Raw genomic sequence first — 17,598 nt, forward strand, 5'->3', positions numbered from 1 at the left:
CGGCGGGTGCGGGGCGACCCGAACGCCCCGCACCCGCCGCCACCCCGACCCCGCGTGGAACCGGGCCGAGTGATGAGGGGCTCGGTTCCACGCGGCCGCCCAGAGCGGCATCCCGGGCTCCGGCCCGACCATCCCACTACAGTCAGAAAGCGAACCCGGGGAGGGGACCTTGGTCGACGTCACACCGCGGCCCATCACGATGGCGCAGGTCGCAGAATATGCGGGGGTGTCCCAGGCATCGGTGTCGCGCGTGCTCAACGGCGTCGCCACCGTCGACCCCGCGATCGTCACGAAGGTGACGCGGGCCGTCGCCGCGCTGAACTACTCGCCGAGCGAAGCGGCGCGCAGTCTCGTGCGGGGGAGCACCCACACGATCGCCCTGATCGTGCCCGACCTCGAGAACCCGATGTTCCAGGGCGTGCTCAAGGGAATGACCCTCGCCGCCGCGCGCGACGGCTACCGCGTGCTGGTCGCCGACAGCGCCGAGGCCGCGGGCGCGGAGTACGAGATCGCCCTGGAGGCGCGCAGCAAATGCGACGCGCTCGCGCTGGTGTCGCCGCGCATGGCGGATGCCGAACTGCGGGAGCTGCTGCAGCGCGCGGCGCCGGTCGTGGTCGTCAACCGCAAGGTCGAGGGGGCGCCGCAGCTGGCGGTCGACTACCAGACCGCGGTGCTCGAACTCGGCGAGCATCTGATCGGGTTCGGCCACCGGCGCATCGCCTACGTCGCGGGGCCGCCGCTGAGCTACGCGAACGCCCGACGCGTGGCGGGGCTCGACGACCTGCAGCGCGCGCATCCGCAGCTCGAGCTGCTCACCGTGCCGGCCGGCTCCAGCATCGAGTCGGGGTATGCCGCGGCGGACCAGGTGCTGGAGCTGGGCGCGACGGCGGCGATCGCCTTCAACGACCTGGTGGCGCTCGGCGTGCTCTCGCGGCTGCGGGAGGTCGGCGTCGAGGTGCCGACCCAGCTGTCCCTGGTGGGGCTCGACGACATCCCGCTGTCGCGCTTCGCCGCACCCCCGCTCACCTCGATGTCGGTGCCGCGCATCGAGATCGGCCGCCAGGCGTGGAACAGGCTGCGCGACGCGATCGTCGGAGAGCCCAGCGACCACCCCCTCTTCTACCGGCCGGTGCTCGTGCCGCGGGCGAGCTCGGGCCCGGCATCCCACGCCAGCGGCTGGCTCGGACCCGCCCACCCGGTGCTGCGCCTGGGCGGCACGGTCGTGGCCCGCTACGACGAGGGCACCGCGGTCGATTCCGTGCTCTCGCCGCGCCCGTTCCTCGACCACGTCACCTCGGTGTCGGGCACCCCGCTGACCGTGGCCCAGCCCACCGACCACCCGCACCACCTGGGCATGAGCCTCGCCATCGCCGACGTGAACGGCACGTCGTACTGGGGCGGGCGCACCTTCGTGCGCGACGAGGGATCGGTCATGGTGCCCAACCACGGGCGCCAGCGCCGCGACGAACTGAAGATCCACGGGCACGTCCTCGACGAACGGCTCAGCTGGGTCGACCAGACCGGCACCACCCAGCTCGTCGAGGTGCGCACGCTGCAGTCGGCGGAGCTCGAGAACGGCTGGGCGCTGCGCTGGCACAGCCGCCTCAAGGCGACGCTCGACGCGATCGATTTCGGCTCGCCGGCCACCAACGGCCGGGAGGGCGCGGGCTACGGAGGTCTGTTCTGGCGCTTCCCGCACGACATCGCCCGCGTGTTCAGTCCCGCCGGAACGGCCGAGCGCGACATCCACGGCGCGGCGACGGAGTGGCTCGCCTTCGCGTTCCCCGAGCGGCAGACCACCGTGGTGCTGGTGCAGGGCGGCGACGAGGTCATGCCGTGGTTCGTGCGGGTCGCGGAGTACCTCGGCGCGGGTCCGGCCATCGCGTGGGACGAGCCTCGCCACATCCCCGAGGGCGGGGAGCTGCACCTGGAGATGACCGCCTTCGTCATCGACGAGCTGCTGGCCACGCCCGCCGCCGTCGAGCGCGCCCTGCCGCTGCTGCGCGCGCAGTCCGGACTGTGAGTCTTCCCCGCCTCGGCATCGCGGGCGTGCACGGTCACGGTCGCTCGCACGTGGATGCCGCGCTGGCGCTGCAGCGCGCGGGCGCGGTCGAACTCGTCGCCGTCGCCGACCCCCGGGGCGGCGGCGACGTGCCCGACGGAACGACCGTGTTCGCCGACGCCGAGGCGATGCTCGCGGGCATCCCGCTCGATGTCGCGGTGCTCAGCACGCCGATCCCCACCCACGCCGACCTGACGCTGCGGGCACTGGACGCGGGCGCGCACGTGCTTCTGGAGAAGCCTCCGGTCGTCTCGGGAGAGGAGCACCGGCGCGTGGTCCAGGGGGCGATGGATGCCGGGCGCGGCGTGCAGGTCGGATTCCAGTCCCTCGGCAGCGACGGGATCGATGCCGCCCGCGACCTCGTCGCCTCCGGCGCGATCGGCGACCTCGTCCACATCGGCGCCGTCGGACAGTGGTCGCGATCCGAGGAGTACTGGCGCCGAGCCCCCTGGGCCGGCCATCGCGTGCGGGCAGGGCGACTGGTGGCCGACGGCGCCGCGACGAACCCGCTCGCGCACGCGCTGGCCACGGCGCTCGCGATCGCCGGCGCGGCAGCGCTCGACGACGTGGTCGCAGTCGACCTGGACATGTACCGCGCGAACGACATCGCCACCGACGACACCTCCTCGATGCTCCTCACGCTGGCCTCGGGCACGGTGGTGGCGGCGGGGCTCGCCGTGACGGCCGCGCGCCGGCACGAGCCGTACGTGCTCCTGCGCGGCACACGCGGCCATGCGCTGTACTGGTACACGCTCGACGTGCTCTCGCTGCACCCCTCCGGCGCACACCTGCCGCGCACGTGGGTGTTCCCGCGCGCGGGCCTGCTCGCCGATCTCGTCGACTACGCCCGCACCGGCTCCCCGCTGCGGGTGCCGCTCGACGCGACCGGAGCGTTCACGCGCGTGCTGGAGTCGATCGTCGCCGCGCCGGCGCCCGCGTCGATCGGCGCCGCGCACATCGAGGTCCGCCGCGGCGGCGATGAGAGCTTCAGGGTCGTGCGCGGCGTGGAGGAGTGGACCGAGCGGGTCGCGTGGGAGGCGCGGACGTTCGCTCAGCTCGGTGCGCCGTGGGCGGCGCCCGCGGGGTGACCGCGGCGGCAGAGGCCGCGCGCGCCGCGGTGGGCGTAGCACACCGCGGGCCCGAGGGCGCCGCGGTGCGGCATCCACGATCCGGGCTCACTCGTCGGCGAATCGCCTCCGCTGCACGCGCATGTCTCCCACCGCGGCGGTCTCGTGCGTGGCGGGGGGAGCCGTCGAGGAGCGCATGACCAGGCGCGCCTGCAGCCGCACCTGCCGCGGGGCGTGGTCGGGGTCGGCGATGTGGGCGAGGAGGAGCTCCACCGCCGCCAGTCCCTGCGACCGGGGCACCTGCTCCAGCGTGGTGAGCGCGAACATCTCGGCGTACTCGTGGTCGTCGATGCCGACGACGCTGAGGTCGGTGGGCACGCGGATGCCGAGCCGGCGCGACGCGATGATCGCCCCGATCGCGACCTCGTCGCAGACCCCGACGATCGCGGTGGGCGTGCGGCGGGCACCGCCCAGGAGGTCGACCGCCGCGGCGTAGCCGCCGGGCAGCGACACGTCCGAGGGGACGTGGCGCACATGGTCGCCGAGGTCGGCGTCGGCCATCGCCTCCAGATAGCCGTCGAGCCGGCGCCTGTCGACGTGCGCCCAGTTCGAGCCCGCCCCGCCGCCGAGGAAGACGATGCTGTCGTGTCCGAGCGCGATGAGATGCTCGGTCGCACGGCGCACGGCATGATCGTCGTCGATCGCGACGACACTGGTCGAGGGGTCCTCGCCGACGACGGTGACCAAGGGCCGGTCGATCGCGCGCATGCGCTCGAGCTCATCGTCGGCGGGTTCGAGGCCAACCGCGATGAGGCCGTCGAACCGCTTGCGGGCGAGGAAGTCCTCGAAGATGCGCCGGCGTCCCGCGCTTCCGGGCTTCGCGTCGTAGAGCGTGAGGTCGAGCCCGTGTTCGAGCAGGGCCTCCTGGATGCCCTCGAGCACCTCCGCGAAGAACCAGCGGTTCACGTACGGCATGACGACGCCGATGGTGCGCGTGCGCCCCGTCGCCAGGCTCACGGCGCTCGTGGAGGGGACGTAGCCGATCGTCGCCGCGGCGGCGATCACCCGCGCGCGGGTCGACTCCGAGACGTACCCCGCGCCGGTGAGGGCGCGACTGGCGGTCGACTTGGACACACCGGCGAGCTCGGCGACCTTCGCGATCCCGCTCACCCGACTGCCCTCCATGGCAGGCGTCGTCGCCCGCCCGATTCAGGGTAGGTGATGGATGCCGAAAACGGAACCGGTTCCAGAGCGGCCGCTGTGCGGGGGAGGGGGCCGAAACGCCGGTTTATCGAGATGTGATCCGGGGACTGTTGTGCGCGGCATCCCACTCCCGTAGGTTGGCCTGGAATCGGTTCCCGAGTTCCTGCATGACTGATTCATCGAGGGGCGCCTCGCGTCCCGCTCTCGAAGAGGAGGACACATGATGGCTCAGAGACGAGGACGCATCCTCATCTCGATCGCCGCGGCCGGCGTGGCCGGTCTCGCGCTCACTTCGTGCTCCGGGGGCCCCGGCAGCACCGGCGGGGGCGGCGGAGGCGGCGAAGACGACAACGTCGTGACCGTGTACGGCACCATCGCCGACACCGAGGCCGAACTCCTCGAGGAGTCGTGGGCCGACTGGGAGGAAGAGAACGACATCGACATCCAGTACGAGTCGTCGAAGGAGTTCGAGGCCCAGATCGCCGTGCGCGCCCAGGGCGGCACGGCCCCCGATATCGCGATCTTCCCGCAGCCGGGACTGCTCGCCGACATGGCATCGCGCGGATTCCTGGTCGAAGCGCCCCAGGCGGTCGCCGACAACGTCGCGGAGTACTGGAGTGAGGACTGGGCCGCCTACGGCACCGTGGACGACACCCTCTACGGCGCGCCGCTCATGGCGAGCGTCAAGGGCTGGATCTGGTACTCGCCGTCCCAGTTCGAGGAGAACGGCTACGAGATCCCGACCGACTGGCAGGGCCTGCTCGACCTGACGGCCCAGATGCAGGCCGACACCGGCGAGCCGCCGTGGTGCATCACATTCGGCTCCGATGCCGCCACCGGATGGCCCGGCACGGACTGGGTCGAGGACATCGTGCTGCGTCAATCGGGCACCGACGTCTACGACCAGTGGGTCGCCAACGAGGTTCCCTTCACCGACCCGCAGATCAAGTCGGCGTTCGAGGAGTTCGGCAAGATCGCGCTGAACCCCGAATACGTCAACGCGGGCTTCGGCGGCACCGACACGATCGTGACGAACGCGTTCGGAGATTCGGCGACGCAGCTGGCGAACGGAAACTGCGCGCTGCACCACCAGGCATCGTTCTTCGACGGCTTCATCACCGACGCCGGCGCGACGGTGGCTGAGGACGGCGACATCTGGGCGTTCATCACGCCCGGGTTCGGCGGCGGCGACGGAGACGGCGCGGTCGTGACCGGCGGCGGCGAGATCGTCGGCGCGTTCGACGACTCGGAGTCGACCCAGGCCGTGCTGGAGTACCTGTCCAGCCCCGAGTGGGCCAACAGCCGCGTCTCCCTCGGCGGCGTGATCAGCGCGAACTCGGGTCTGGACCCGTCGAACGCGTCGAGCGCGATCCTGGAGCAGGCGATCGCCATCCTCCAGGACGAGTCCACCACGTTCCGGTTCGATGCGTCCGACCTCATGCCGTCGGCCGTCGGAGCGGGCACGTTCTGGAAGGGCATGGTCGACTACGTGAACGGCACGGCCGTCGACACGGTGCTCGAGCAGATCGAGGCCGGCTGGCCGTCGAGCTGAGGTGATCTGAGAACGGGGCCGTCTCGCCCGGGGGCGACCCCGTTCTCCACCTCGCCCAGGCCGCCCGGGTCAGCCCGAGTCCACAGACGCACTCGAAAGGCCGTCCATGTCGCTACCCGCATTCCTGCAGTGGCTCTCCACGCTGAACCCCTGGCTGGAGATCGTCATCATCGTCGGCGTCTTCCTCGTGGTGGTCGCCCTCATCCTGTTCCTCATCGAGATCTCCCCGCGGCCCGGTCGCGCCTACACGATCGTGCGGCTGGCGGCCTGCATCATCGGCCCCGCACTCGTGCTGTGGCTGCTGCAGTCGTACCAGTGGGCGATCGCGGTCGCGGCCGTGCTCGGCCTCGGCTTCTACTTCCTCGATCGCCGGGCCAAAGACGGCCCCGGCTCGATCTTCCAGCTGGTCGGCTTCCTCGCCCCGGCGATGATCCTCCTGCTGTTCGGTCTGGTCGTGCCGACGATCCAGACCACGTTCCAGGCGTTCATGAACTCCCGCGGTACCGAGTTCGTGGGGCTCGACAACTTCGTCTGGGTGTTCACCCAGCCGCAGAACGTGCGGGTCATCGTGAACACGATCATCTGGGTGCTGATCGCGCCGATCGTCTCGACGGTCGCCGGGCTCGCGTATGCGTACTTCATCGACAAGACGCGCGGGGAGAAGTACTACAAGATCCTCGTGTTCCTGCCGATGGCGATCTCGTTCGTCGGCGCCTCGATCATCTGGCGCTTCATGTACACGCCGCGCCCCGAGGGACAGAACCAGATCGGCTTCCTCAATCAGGTCATCGTGTGGTTCGGCGGCCAGCCGTACAATTTCCTGGCCGACAACCCATGGAACACGCTCTGGCTCATCGTCGTGTTCATCTGGATCCAGACCGGTTTCGCCATGGTCGTGCTGTCCGCGGCGATCAAGGGCGTTCCCACGGAACAACTCGAGGCAGCCGAGCTCGACGGCACGAACGCGTGGCAGCGGTTCTTCAACGTCGTCGTGCCCGGCATCCGGCCCGCCCTCATCGTCGTGCTCACGACGATCTCGATCGCGTCGCTGAAGGTCTTCGACATCGTCCGCACGATGACAGCCGGTGCGAACAGCACCTCGGTGCTCGCCAACGAGATGTACTCGCAGTTCGTGGCGTTCGAGGTCGGAAGATCGGCCGCGTTCGCGGTGATCCTCTTCGTGATGGTCATGCCGATCGTCATCTACAACGCGGTGCAGCTCAAGAAGCAGAGGGAGGTGCGCTGATGGCGATTCAGCCCGTCGATCTGCCCATGGAGGCAGAGGATGCCCGCCGCATCAAGCGCGGAGAGCGCAAGTCCGAGGCGCAGATGCTCGGCAAGACCAAGAAGCGGCTGAGCTCCCCGTGGGCGACCGCGGCGGCGCTCGTCATCGCGATCGCGTGGACGATCCCCACGTTCGGTCTGCTCGTGACCTCGTTCCGCCCGCGGGAGCTCATCAACACCAGCGGCTGGTGGACGATCTTCCAGAACTGGGGCTTCACCCTCGAGAACTACGGGGAAGCGCTCCAGAGCGGCAACAGCCAGCTGAACATGGCCCAGGCGTTCGTGAACTCCTTCGCGATCACGATCCCCGTCACCGTGTTCGCGGTGTCGCTCGCGATGCTCGCGGCGTACGCCTTCGCGTGGATCGACTTCCGAGGCAAGAACTGGCTGTTCGTCTTCGTGTTCGCGCTGCAGATCGTGCCGATCCAGATGGCGTTCGTGCCGGTGCTGCAGCTGTTCGCCCAGGGGACCGTCTTCGGCATTCCCGTGATCCAGGCCTTCGGGTCGGTCGGGTACGCGCAGGTGTGGATCGCCCACACCATGTTCGGCCTGCCGCTGATGATCTACCTGCTCCACAACTTCGTCTCGGAGATCCCGAGCGAGGTGATCGAGGCGGCGCGCGTCGACGGCGCGGGCCACGGCCAGATCTTCTTCCGGCTGATCCTGCCGCTCACGATGCCGGCGATCGCCTCGGTGGCGATCTTCCAGTTCCTGTGGGTGTGGAACGACCTGCTCGTGGCGCTGATCTTCGCCGATGGAAACGTCGCGCCGATCACCAAGCTGCTGGCGGAGATGACCGGAAGCCGAGGCCAGGACTGGCACCTGCTGACGGCGGGCGCCTTCATCGCCATGATCGTGCCGCTGATCGTGTTCCTGTCGCTGCAGAGATACTTCGTGAGAGGACTGCTCGCCGGCTCTACCAAGGGCTGACCGGGGGAGCAGAAGCGGCGCGGTCCTTCAGGACCGCGCCGCTTCCGCGCGTGCGTGCGGCGATTCTCGCCGACTGGATGGTCAGCCGGTGCAGCCGAGGCGCTCCTGGATCGACCGCATGGCGTCGATCTCGGCGGTCTGGCCGGTGACGATCGCGCCGGCCACCTCGAGCACGCGGGCGTCGGAGCCGAGCTCGATCACCGCCTCCGCCATGGGGACAGCGCCCTCGTGGTGGCGGATCATCAGGTCGAGGAACAGGCAGTCCGCCTCGGTGCCCGTGGCGGCGACGAGGTCGCGCAGCTCGGCGTCGGAGGCCATGCCCATGGCCCCGCGAGCGTCATCCTCGCTGAGCGGCTCCGTAGCCGAGACGCCGTGGTCGTGGCCCGCGTCGGTCTCGGCCATCCACTGCATCATGGTGCCGCTGCGCTGCGGGAGCCCCCACTGCACGAGCCAGTCGTACATCTCACCGCGCTGCCCCGCCTGCCCGGTGGCGATGTCGTACGAGAGCACACGCAGCTCGGGGTCGTCGGTCTTGCGGTAGATCTCCATCGCCATCTCGATCGCCTGCGCGTGGTGCACCTGCATGTCGCGGGAGAACCCCGCCTCGGGCGAGGAGCTGCCGGGGCTGGATGCCGCAGATGACGCTCCGAATGTGGAGAAGCGTCCGACGGCGAACGCCAGCGCGGCGATCCCGAGTCCGACGAGGACGTACACCCACCACCGCGGGCGGTCGGGCGCAGCGGCGCCGGGGGAGTCGGGATCGCCGATCATGCCGGTCGCTGTTACTGCTTGCCCGGGGCGTCGAACGCTCCGGAGCACGCGGCGTTGGGCTCGGGTGCGCTCGTGGAGCGCCAGTACGCCTCGATGAACTCGCCGATGCGCTCGTCGTCGGCCGAGTCGACCTTCAGCTGCGCGTTCCACGCGCTCACGGCGATCGGGGTGTCCATGCCCTCGTACGGCGAGAGGATCACGTAGCTCGAGGGGAGCTGCGACTCGAGCGCCTCGACGCCGGCGGCATCCACCGAGGCCGGGTCGTAGGTGACCCAGACGGCGCCGTGCTCGAGCGAGTGCACCGCGTTCTCATTGGGGACCTGCTGGGTGTACACGCCGCAGTTCAGCCACACGGCGTTGTGGTCGCCGCCGGCGGGCGGGGTCTGCGCGTACTCGACCGCGCCCTCGACGTGCGTCGCCGAGTTGGAGAAGGTCTCGACCCCTTCGATCGACGAGCTGTCGCCGTCACCGGGCCTGAGGGTCGGCGGGGCCGCGGGGGCGAACACGATCGAGGCGACGATCGCGCCGATCACGGCGATGGCGGCGACGACGCCCACAACCCACCACACGAGCTTGCTGCGGCGGCGCTTGGCGAGCTGCCGCTGATACTCGGCGAGCTTCTCCTGGCGCTTCTGCTCGCGCTGCTGCTTGACGGTGAGATTGATGTCGGCCTGCGTGGCGGGGTTTCCGCTCGTGCGCTTGTCGGTGGGGCGCGGGGATGTCGGGGTCATGTCGCTGATCTCGGCTCGGGCGCCCGGAGCGTGCGGCTGCGGGCCAGGGAACGGGTTTCGAGCAATCCTATGCGAGCGAATGCGCGGCGGGGCTGGGAAGGCGCCGGGATGGATGCCGCGCCGCCGGGCGGCATCCGGTATCATCGTCCTTTCGAATCGATTCGACGAGTCGATTCGACGGACACTTGAAACGAAACACACGTGCGCGATACTTCACCGATTCCCCTTGCCACGCCCCCGGGCACCACGACCGGAGCCATCCGCACCCTCGGGCCGAACCCCGAGACCGCGCCGATCGTGCTCCATCCCGGCGATTCGATCTCGACGCGCCGCCGCGTGCTCTACATCGTGCTGCTGGGCGCGCTCACCGCGCTCGGGCCGTTCACCATCGACCTGTACCTGCCGGCGTTCCCGACGCTCGAGGCAGACTTCGACACGACCGCGGCGGCGATCCAGCTCACCCTCACCGGCACGATGATCGGTTTCGCCCTCGGGCAGCTCATCGTCGGCCCCCTCAGCGACAAGGTGGGTCGCCGGCTGCCGCTGCTGTCGGTGACGGCGCTGCACGTGCTGGCGAGCACGGCCGCGGCCTTCGCACCGACGCTCGAACTCCTCTCCGTCGCCCGCGTGCTCCAGGGCGCCGGTGCTGCGGCGGGCGGCGTGGTCGCCGCCGCGATCGTGCGCGACCTGTTCGGCGGCCGGCGCCTCGTCGTCATGCTCTCGCGCCTGGCCCTCGTGTCGGGTGTGGCCCCGGTGCTCGCGCCGCTGATCGGCTCGGCGCTTCTCCTGGTGATGCCGTGGCGGGGGATCTTCGTCGTGCTCGCCGTCTACGGCGCGGTGATGCTCATCTCGGCGATCGCCTTCATCCCCGAGACGCTCCCGCCCGCGCGGCGCCACGACCGGGGTACGACGACGGTCTGGCAGCGATACCGCAGCGTGCTGAGCGACCGCGTGTTCATCGGCGTGCTCATCATCGGCGGCATGACCTTCAGCGGACTGTTCTCGTACCTGTCGAGCTCGCCGTTCCTGTTCCAGGAGACCTACGGCTTCGACGCGCAGCTGTACGGCATCCTCTTCGCCGTGAACTCCCTCGGCGTGGTCGTCGGCGTGCAGACCGCCGCGCGGCTGGCGGCCCGATTCGGACCGCAGTGGGTGCTCGCGTGGTCGACCGGGGTGCTGGTGGTCGCGGCATCCGCCATCATCGTCGCCGACCAGTTGGGCCTGGGCCTGTGGGGCACGATCGTGCCGCTGTTCGTCTTCATGACCGCGTGCGGCTTCACCTTCCCGTGCGTGCAGGTGCTCGCCCTGGACCGGCACGGCAACGCCGCCGGCACGGCGCAGTCGATCGTGGGCGCGAGCAACTTCGGCGTCGCCGGCATCATCTCGCCCATGGTGGGCTGGATCGCCCAGGATGCCGGCATCACGGCCACCACGATGGCGGCCGTCATGGCCGGCTGCGCGGTGATCGGCGTGCTGTCGCTGTGGCTGGTCGTGCGCCCGCGCACCGTGGAGCGCCTCGCGCCGTAGGCGGTGCCGTGGGGTGCGCGGCCGGGGCGGGGTCAGTGCTCCCGCACCGGCTGCAGCCGGAACAGACGGACCGTGCGGCCCGAGTCCCGCTCGTAGCCGCGATAACCGGGCCACTGCGCCTCGATGAGTCGCCACACGGCATCGCGCTCGGCGTCGGGGACGCGGCTCGAGCGCACGAGCATGCGGCGGCCGCGCACGGTGATGGCGGCGTCGGGATGGGCGAGCAGGTTCGTCGTCCACGCGGGATGACGCGCGCCGGCGAAGTTCGTGCCCGCGACGATGGCGCGGCCCTGGCCGTCGGGCGTGTACATCAGCGCGGCGTCGCGCGGCGCACCGGACTTGGCGCCCACCGTGTGGAGCACGAGCGAGGGCACCAGCAGCGCACTCACCTGCACGCGGCCACCGGTGAGCCGGCCGATGACCGCCTCGAGCGGCGGCAGCACAGCGGGGCCGATCGCGCGCCGGAACACGCGGGTGCGGGTCAGCGGCGCGATCGCCGCCCGCACGACATCCACGACGCGGGTCACGTCCCCATTGTGCTCCATGCGGCATGATGGCGGGATGCCGAACGCTGACCAGCACGGACGCACACAGATCAACTACCGTCGGCCCCTGTGGATCGGGGTCGGCCTGCTCGCGGCCGGCGTGCTGCTCGCGGTCGGCATCTTCGTCGGGCTGGGGAACGAGACCTTCGGGATCGACCGGGCATGGCAGGACCTGCTCGCCGCGAGCCGCGGCCCCGTCGCGCTGTGGTTCGCGTACGCGATGGACTTCCTCGGCGGTGGCTGGTTCGGCGTCTTCGCGGTGCCCGTGGTCGGGGGCGTGATCCTCGTGCTGGTGCGGCGCCCCTGGGCGGCGCTGTACTTCGTCGTCGCACAGGCCGCCAGCGCCGGCGTGGTGCAGATCCTCAAGCACGCTGTCGGGCGCGCGCGACCGGAGGACATCATCGTCGTCTCGGACTTCGGCTCATTCCCGTCCGGGCATGTGGCAAACGCCGCCACCATCGCCGTCGCGCTGCTCGTGATCTTCCCGCACTGGTGGGTGGCGCTGGCCGGGGCGGTGTGGACCCTCGCGATGGCCTTCACACGCACCTACCTCGGGGCGCACTGGCTGAGCGACACGATCGGCGGGGCACTGGTGGGCGCCGGCGCCGCGCTGCTGGTGGCCGCGGCCTTCGCGCGACCGCTGGCCACAGAGCAGGCGCGGCTGCGCGCGCGGGCGCCGCAGCGGAACGACCTGCCTGGCTAGGCTGGCGCCATGACCGCGCCCGCCTCGCCCGATCCCGCCGTCGCCGAAGCGGAGCTCGCCCGCCTGCGGGCCGCCGCCGAGGCCGCCGAGGCGGAGCTGAAGGCCGCGCAGGCGCGCGCCGCGCTCGCCGCCGCCGAGGCCGCCGCCGCGAAGGCGCGTGCCACGGCATCCGCCGCTGCGGCGCCTGCGGTGTCTGCGGTGTCTGCGGTGTCTGAGGTGCCTGCGGTGCCTGCGGTGTCTTCGCAAGCGGCATCCATTGATTCAGAACAGGTGATCCGCCGAGAACAGGAAGGTTCGGCTGTGGATCGGCCTGTGTCCGGCGGATCACCTGTTCTCGGCGAGGGGGTGGGGGTGGATGCTTCGCCCGTCGCGTCCACTGCACCTGCGGCATCCGCTGCGCCTGCGGCATCCATTGATTCAGAACCGGTGATCCGCCGAGAACAGGAAGGTTCGGCTGTGGATCGGCCTGTGTCCGGCGGATCACCTGTTCTCGGCAAGGGGGTGGGGGTGGATGCTGCGCCGGCGGCATCCGCTGCGCCTGCGGCATCCATTGATTCAGAACCGGTGATCCGCCGAGAACAGGAAGGTTCGGCTGTGGATCGGCCTGTGTCCGGCGGATCACCTGATCTCGGCAAGGGGGTGGGGGCGGATGCCGCGCCCGCCGCGTCCACTGCACCTGCGGCATCCGCTGCGCCGGCGGCATCCATTGATTCAGAACCGGTGATCCGCCGAGAACAGGAAGGTTCGGCTGTGGATCGGCCTGTGTCCGGCGGATCACCTGATCTCGGCAAGGGGGTGGGGGCGGATGCCGCGCCCGCCGCATCCGCTGCACCTGCGGCATCCGCTGCGCCTGCGGTATCCATTGATTCAGAACCGGTGATCCGCCGAGAACAGGAAGGTTCGGCTGTGGATCGGCCTGTGTCCGGCGGATCACCTGATCTCGGCAAGGGGGTGGGGGTGGATGCTTCGCCCGTCGCGTCCACTGCACCTGCGGAATCCACTTCGCCTGCGGCATCCATTGATTCAGAACCGGTGATCCGCCGAGAACAGGAAGGTTCGGCTGTGGATCGGCCTGTGTCCGGCGGATCACCTGATCTCGGCAAGGGGGTGGGGGTGGATGCTTCGCCCGTCGCGTCCACTGCACCTGCGGCATCCGCTGCGCCTGCGGCGCCGGGCGGCCCGCTCGACGCCGACGAGATCGCCCGCGTGCGCGACGGCTATGCCTTCGACGCCCATACGCTCGACCTGGGCGCGCTCGTGAACACCGAGCCGCTCGCCGAGGTGCAGGTGCGCATTCCGCTGGCGATGATGAACCGTCACGGTCTCGTCGCGGGGGCGACGGGAACAGGCAAGACCCGCACCCTGCAGGGCCTGGCAGAGCAGCTGGCCGCCAAGGGGGTGCCGGTGTTCGCCGCGGACGTCAAGGGCGACCTGTCCGGCGTGGCCACGCCTGGCACACCGAGCGAGAAGCTGCTCGCCCGCACCCGAGGCATCGGGCAGGACTGGCAGCCGGCCGCCTCGGCGACCGAGTACTTCGCCCTCGGCGGCGTCGGCAGGGGCGTGCCGGTGCGGGCCACCGTCTCGGGGTTCGGGCCGCTGCTGCTGAGCAAGGTGCTGGGACTCAACGCGACCCAGGAATCGAGCCTCGGCCTCGTGTTCCACTACGCCGATCGCAGCGGCCTCGCCCTGGTCGACCTCGCCGATCTGCGGGCCGTGCTCACGTACCTGGTCAGCGACGAAGGGAAGGCCGAGCTGAAAGAACTCGGCGGTCTGTCGTCGGCGACGGCGGGCGTGATCCTGCGCGAGCTCATCACCTTCGCCGACGGCGGCGCCGACGTGTTCTTCGGCGAGCCGGAGTTCGAGGTGGGCGATTTCCTCCGCACCGCGCCCGACGGGCGGGGGATCATCAGCCTCCTCGAGGTGCCGGGGGTCATCGACCGCCCGGAGCTGTTCTCGACCTTCCTCATGTACCTGCTCGCGGAACTGTTCGAGACCCTGCCCGAGGTCGGCGACGCCGACAGGCCGAAGCTCGTGTTCTTCTTCGATGAGGCGCATCTGCTCTTCCGGGACGCCTCGAAGGACTTCCTCGCCGCGATCGTGCAGACCGTGCGCCTCATACGCTCCAAGGGCGTGGGGGTGTTCTTCGTGACGCAGACCCCCAAGGACGTGCCCGCCGATGTGCTGGGGCAGCTCGGCTCCCGCGTGCAGCACGCCCTGCGCGCGTTCACCCCCGACGACGCGAAGGCCCTGCGGGCGAGCGTCGGCACGTACCCGAAGAGCGGGTACGACCTCGAGCGGGTGCTGCAGGAGCTCGGCACGGGCGAGGCGATCGTCACCGTGATGAGCGAGAAGGGCGCGCCGACGCCCGTGGCCTGGACGCGACTGCGCGCGCCGCAGGGGCTGATGTCGCCGACTCCGGATGCCGCGATCGAGGCCGCGGTGGCGGCATCCCCGCTCCTCGCGCGGTACGGGACGCCGATCGATCGCGAGTCGGCCCGCGAGATCCTCACCGCGCGCATGAACGCGGCCGCCGAGAAGTCCGCGGCCGAGAGCGCGGCCCTGGAGAAGGCGCGCGTGGAGGCGGAGCTGGCGAAGCAGCAGGCTGCGATCGACAAGGCCCAGGCCGCGGCTGAGCGCAAGGCGCAGCAGGAGTACGAGCGGCTGCTGAAGAAGACCGCCGGCACCTCGCGCACGACGCGCAGCCGCTCGCGTGCGGCGTCGTCGCCGCTGGAGCAGATCCTCACGTCGCGGTCGACGGAAGCGGTGCTCTCCGGGGTGATCCGCGGCCTGTTCGGCACCGGGCGGCGCTGACGCACCCGGGTCAGCCCGCGCGCACCGTATCGACCTCCGCGAGCGCGCCCGCCGCCTCGCGGAGGGCGCCGATGTGGCGGGCGGCTACCGACAGCCGCGCGATCGAGGTCGACAGCGAGATCGCTCCCACCTGACGACGGTGCGCGTCGAGGATGGGCACGGCGAGGCATCCGCGGTCCGGCGCCAGCAGCGCGGCCTGCTCGGTGTAGCCGCGCACCGAGAACGCGTCGGTGACCTCACTCACGTCGTCGCGGCTGACGCGTGTCTGCCAGCGCGCCGCGCGCGGCGCGTCGCGATCGGGGTGGTCCAGCAGCCAGAGATGGCCGATCGCCGAGCGGAGCGGGTCGGCCAGCAGGGTCGCGGGGTCCGAGAGCGGGCGCGCCGGATCCTCATCGATGATCAGAAGACCGGCGCGGTGGAAGCCGAACAGGTGGACCGCCTCGCCGGTGCGCTCGCGCACCGTGGTGAGGACGTCGGCGTGGGGCGGTCGCCGGTGCGCGTCGACGATCGCCGCCAGCTCGAGAACCCGCGCGCCGAGCAGGAAGCCCGACAGGTCGGGACGGCGCACCAGGTACTCGTCGCGCACGAGCGAGTTCAGCACGCGATAGACGGTCGCGCGCGGGGCGCCGACCGCCCGCGCGATGTCCGCAGCGGTGGTGCCATGGCTGTGGCGGGCGACCTGCTCGAGTATCTCCAGCGCCAGTCCGAGTCCCTTCTCGGGCAGGCGAGCCCCCGTCGACGCCGCCCCCATGGTCACTGCCGATCCGCTCCGGCGATGGTGTCGGACGCGGTGGCCCAGTCGTGCATGCCCATGCGCGACACGAGTTCGGGATGCCGCCGCAGACGCACCGCACCGGCTGTGGCGATCGCCGCGATGCCCGCGACCGCCCACGCGAATCCGCCCGGGTTGTCGCGCACGGTCGCCGCGACGTAGAACCCGAGCGCGGCGCCGAGCCCCAGCAGCGGCATCGCCGCGAGCACCGTCGCGCGCGCGGTGAGCTCGCCGATGCGCGCGAGGAACACCGGCGCGGCCAGGCACAGCAGCGCGTAGGCGAGCAGGAACCCGACCGTGGAGGCGGGGGAGGTCACCAGGCGCATGTCCTGCCGGGATCCGCCGGCGGCGAGCACGGCGATCGGCGCACCGGCCACGAGCAACGACAGCATCACCCCGCCGAGGGCCGGTACGCCCCGCGGCGAGGTGCGCCCGAACGCGGCGGGGAGGAGGCCCTCCCTGCTCATCGCGAAGGCGATGCGCACGGCGGCATTGGTCATCGCGAGGGAGCAGGCGAGGAAGGAGACGCCGACGATCAGATCGGTCAGACCGGGGAGCCCGGTGACAGCGGTGAGCGATGCGGCCCCGGGCTTCTCGGCGACGATCGAGAGCTGCGCGGCGGTTCCGACGAGCATCACCAGCCCGGTCGCGCCCACGCTCAGCAGGATCGCGCGGGGGACCGCCGCGAAGGGACGCCGCGTCTCCGGGCCGAGGGCCGCGCCGCTTTCGAAGCCGACGAACCCGATGAGGGCGAACGCGACCCCGGTCATCACGGCATCCGCCGAGAAGTGCCCGGCGCGGGGCACGAGGAGCGCCAGGTCCCATCCGGTCGCCGCCAGGGCCCAGACGCTCAGCGCCAGCACGGCGAGCACCGCGATCGTCTCGACGATCAGCAGCATCCGGGTCGACATGCGCAGCCCGCGTGCGATCACGAGGGCGTTGGCCACGCCGAACACGGCGATCAGCCCGGCCGTGAGGAGGGGCGGCGGTTCGACACCGGGGAGGAGGAGCTGGATGATGCGGCCGGCGGCACCGCTGATCGTGTTCATCGCGATGGCGAGCGATCCGAGGCCGAGCGCGGCGCCGGCGACCAGTCCCACGTGCGGACCGAGACCGCGCGCGGTGAACGTGTAGAGCGAGCCCGTGCTCGAGATACGGCGCGCGAACATGCCGATCACGAGCGCGACGCCCAGCACGAGCGTGATGGTCACCACGATGTCGAGGAAGGCGAGCGAGCCGCTGCGCGCGTACAGCGCGCCGGGGTGGATGAGCAGGACCCCGGCCGGCGCGGTGGCGGCGACGGACTGCGCGACGATGTCGACCGTGCGCGCGTGGCGGCGGCGCAGGCCCGCGAAGGGCGACGCGGGATCGAGGGCGGTGTGGGGCGCGCCGCGGCGGATCGCGTCGGCGAGTGCGCTCATGCGATCGCTCCCCTCGGTGCGTCGGGCCAGCGGGCTGTCTGGGTGGTGAGGCTAGCCGTCGCGGATTGCGCCGAGCGCCCACGCGTGTTTCGCGGATGTGTCGCGTGGTGAGACGTCGCGCCGCGGGGCGGTCTCGGCTGTCTCATGCGGATTTCGTCGGGCGTTCGCGGCCGCTCACGACCGGGAAATCCGCCTCGCGCAGAATCGCGACGACGCCGA

General features: G+C 71.0%; 14 protein-coding genes. 8 read left to right on the plus strand and 6 right to left on the minus strand.

From position 1 onward, the window contains the following. The first annotated feature begins 199 nt into the window (after nt 1-199). Nucleotides 200-2,023, plus strand: a complete 1,824-nt coding sequence (locus tag HQM25_RS04175; protein WP_302182849.1) for a DUF6807 family protein — start codon at nt 200-202, stop codon at nt 2,021-2,023. Next, complete coding sequence (locus HQM25_RS04180; RefSeq protein WP_172989102.1) at nt 2,020-3,150, plus strand: Gfo/Idh/MocA family protein; 1,131 nt, start codon at nt 2,020-2,022, stop codon at nt 3,148-3,150. The genes HQM25_RS04175 and HQM25_RS04180 overlap by 4 nt, the downstream gene beginning before the upstream one ends. An 87-nt stretch (nt 3,151-3,237) precedes the next feature. Here HQM25_RS04180 and HQM25_RS04185 read toward each other — a convergent pair whose 3' ends face one another. Continuing rightward, complete coding sequence (locus HQM25_RS04185; RefSeq protein WP_172989103.1) at nt 3,238-4,299, minus strand: LacI family DNA-binding transcriptional regulator; 1,062 nt, start codon at nt 4,297-4,299, stop codon at nt 3,238-3,240. A gap of 253 nt (nt 4,300-4,552) precedes the next feature. Here HQM25_RS04185 and HQM25_RS04190 point away from each other — a divergent pair, with 253 nt between their 5' ends. The 3 genes from HQM25_RS04190 to HQM25_RS04200 all read left to right on the plus strand — a co-directional run bounded on the left by HQM25_RS04190 (nt 4,553) and on the right by HQM25_RS04200 (nt 8,098). After that, nucleotides 4,553-5,884 (plus strand): ABC transporter substrate-binding protein, encoded by a 1,332-nt coding sequence (locus tag HQM25_RS04190; RefSeq protein ID WP_172989104.1) that lies wholly within the window; start codon nt 4,553-4,555, stop codon nt 5,882-5,884. Nucleotides 5,885-5,990: 106 nt separating this feature from the next. Further along, on the plus strand, nt 5,991-7,130 hold the full coding sequence (locus tag HQM25_RS04195; RefSeq protein ID WP_172989105.1) for a carbohydrate ABC transporter permease: 1,140 nt from the start codon (nt 5,991-5,993) through the stop codon (nt 7,128-7,130). After that, the gene (locus HQM25_RS04200; protein ID WP_172989106.1) at nt 7,130-8,098 is read left to right on the plus strand and encodes a carbohydrate ABC transporter permease; all 969 of its coding nucleotides are present in this window, start codon (nt 7,130-7,132) and stop codon (nt 8,096-8,098) included. Before HQM25_RS04195 ends, HQM25_RS04200 begins: the two co-directional genes overlap by 1 nt. 81 nt (nt 8,099-8,179) lie before the next feature. Here the strand turns inward: HQM25_RS04200 and HQM25_RS04205 are convergent, their stop codons facing one another. Next, a complete protein-coding gene (locus HQM25_RS04205; RefSeq protein WP_172989107.1) occupies nt 8,180-8,869 on the minus strand; it encodes a DUF305 domain-containing protein in 690 nt (229 codons plus the stop codon). Nucleotides 8,870-8,880: 11 nt separating this feature from the next. Next, entirely contained in the window at nt 8,881-9,600 is a 720-nt protein-coding gene (locus HQM25_RS04210) for a DUF3105 domain-containing protein (protein ID WP_172989108.1), read from the minus strand. Between the two features lie 201 nt (nt 9,601-9,801). Between HQM25_RS04210 and HQM25_RS04215 the strand changes: the two genes are divergently transcribed. Next, nucleotides 9,802-11,127, plus strand: a complete 1,326-nt coding sequence (locus HQM25_RS04215) for a multidrug effflux MFS transporter (protein WP_172989109.1) — start codon at nt 9,802-9,804, stop codon at nt 11,125-11,127. Between the two features lie 32 nt (nt 11,128-11,159). On the opposite strand, the gene HQM25_RS04220 is transcribed toward HQM25_RS04215, so the two are convergent. Then, nucleotides 11,160-11,654, minus strand: coding sequence for a nitroreductase family deazaflavin-dependent oxidoreductase (locus tag HQM25_RS04220; RefSeq protein WP_172989110.1), 495 nt, complete (start codon nt 11,652-11,654; stop codon nt 11,160-11,162). Nucleotides 11,655-11,688: 34 nt separating this feature from the next. Here HQM25_RS04220 and HQM25_RS04225 point away from each other — a divergent pair, with 34 nt between their 5' ends. Further along, a complete protein-coding gene (locus HQM25_RS04225; protein ID WP_172989111.1) occupies nt 11,689-12,375 on the plus strand; it encodes a phosphatase PAP2 family protein in 687 nt (228 codons plus the stop codon). Nucleotides 12,376-13,482: 1,107 nt separating this feature from the next. After that, nucleotides 13,483-15,186: a helicase HerA-like domain-containing protein gene (locus tag HQM25_RS04235; protein WP_254359766.1), complete on the plus strand. Its 1,704-nt coding sequence runs from the start codon at nt 13,483-13,485 to the stop codon at nt 15,184-15,186. A 10-nt stretch (nt 15,187-15,196) separates the two neighbouring features. Here HQM25_RS04235 and HQM25_RS04240 read toward each other — a convergent pair whose 3' ends face one another. Together HQM25_RS04240 and HQM25_RS04245 are read right to left on the minus strand one after the other, a co-directional pair. Next, the gene (locus HQM25_RS04240; RefSeq protein ID WP_254359767.1) at nt 15,197-15,937 is read right to left on the minus strand and encodes an IclR family transcriptional regulator; all 741 of its coding nucleotides are present in this window, start codon (nt 15,935-15,937) and stop codon (nt 15,197-15,199) included. A gap of 2 nt (nt 15,938-15,939) precedes the next feature. After that, entirely contained in the window at nt 15,940-17,379 is a 1,440-nt protein-coding gene (locus HQM25_RS04245) for an APC family permease (protein ID WP_172989113.1), read from the minus strand. Nucleotides 17,380-17,598 lie beyond the last annotated feature (219 nt).

The sequence above is a fragment of the Microbacterium hominis genome (genome assembly GCF_013282805.1).
In the GTDB taxonomy this organism is placed as follows: Bacteria; Actinomycetota; Actinomycetes; order Actinomycetales; family Microbacteriaceae; genus Microbacterium; species Microbacterium hominis_B.

Coding starts and splice junctions, on each gene's coding strand:
- HQM25_RS04175 (WP_302182849.1), top strand. CDS start 200: ATGGCGCAGGTCGCAGAATATGCGGGGGTGTCCCAGGCATCGGTGTCG.
- HQM25_RS04190 (WP_172989104.1), top strand. CDS start 4,553: ATGATGGCTCAGAGACGAGGACGCATCCTCATCTCGATCGCCGCGGCC.
- HQM25_RS04195 (WP_172989105.1), top strand. CDS start 5,991: ATGTCGCTACCCGCATTCCTGCAGTGGCTCTCCACGCTGAACCCCTGG.
- HQM25_RS04200 (WP_172989106.1), top strand. CDS start 7,130: ATGGCGATTCAGCCCGTCGATCTGCCCATGGAGGCAGAGGATGCCCGC.
- HQM25_RS04205 (WP_172989107.1), bottom strand. CDS start 8,869: ATGATCGGCGATCCCGACTCCCCCGGCGCCGCTGCGCCCGACCGCCCG.
- HQM25_RS04210 (WP_172989108.1), bottom strand. CDS start 9,600: ATGACCCCGACATCCCCGCGCCCCACCGACAAGCGCACGAGCGGAAAC.
- HQM25_RS04225 (WP_172989111.1), top strand. CDS start 11,689: ATGCCGAACGCTGACCAGCACGGACGCACACAGATCAACTACCGTCGG.
- HQM25_RS04240 (WP_254359767.1), bottom strand. CDS start 15,937: ATGGGGGCGGCGTCGACGGGGGCTCGCCTGCCCGAGAAGGGACTCGGA.
- HQM25_RS04245 (WP_172989113.1), bottom strand. CDS start 17,379: ATGAGCGCACTCGCCGACGCGATCCGCCGCGGCGCGCCCCACACCGCC.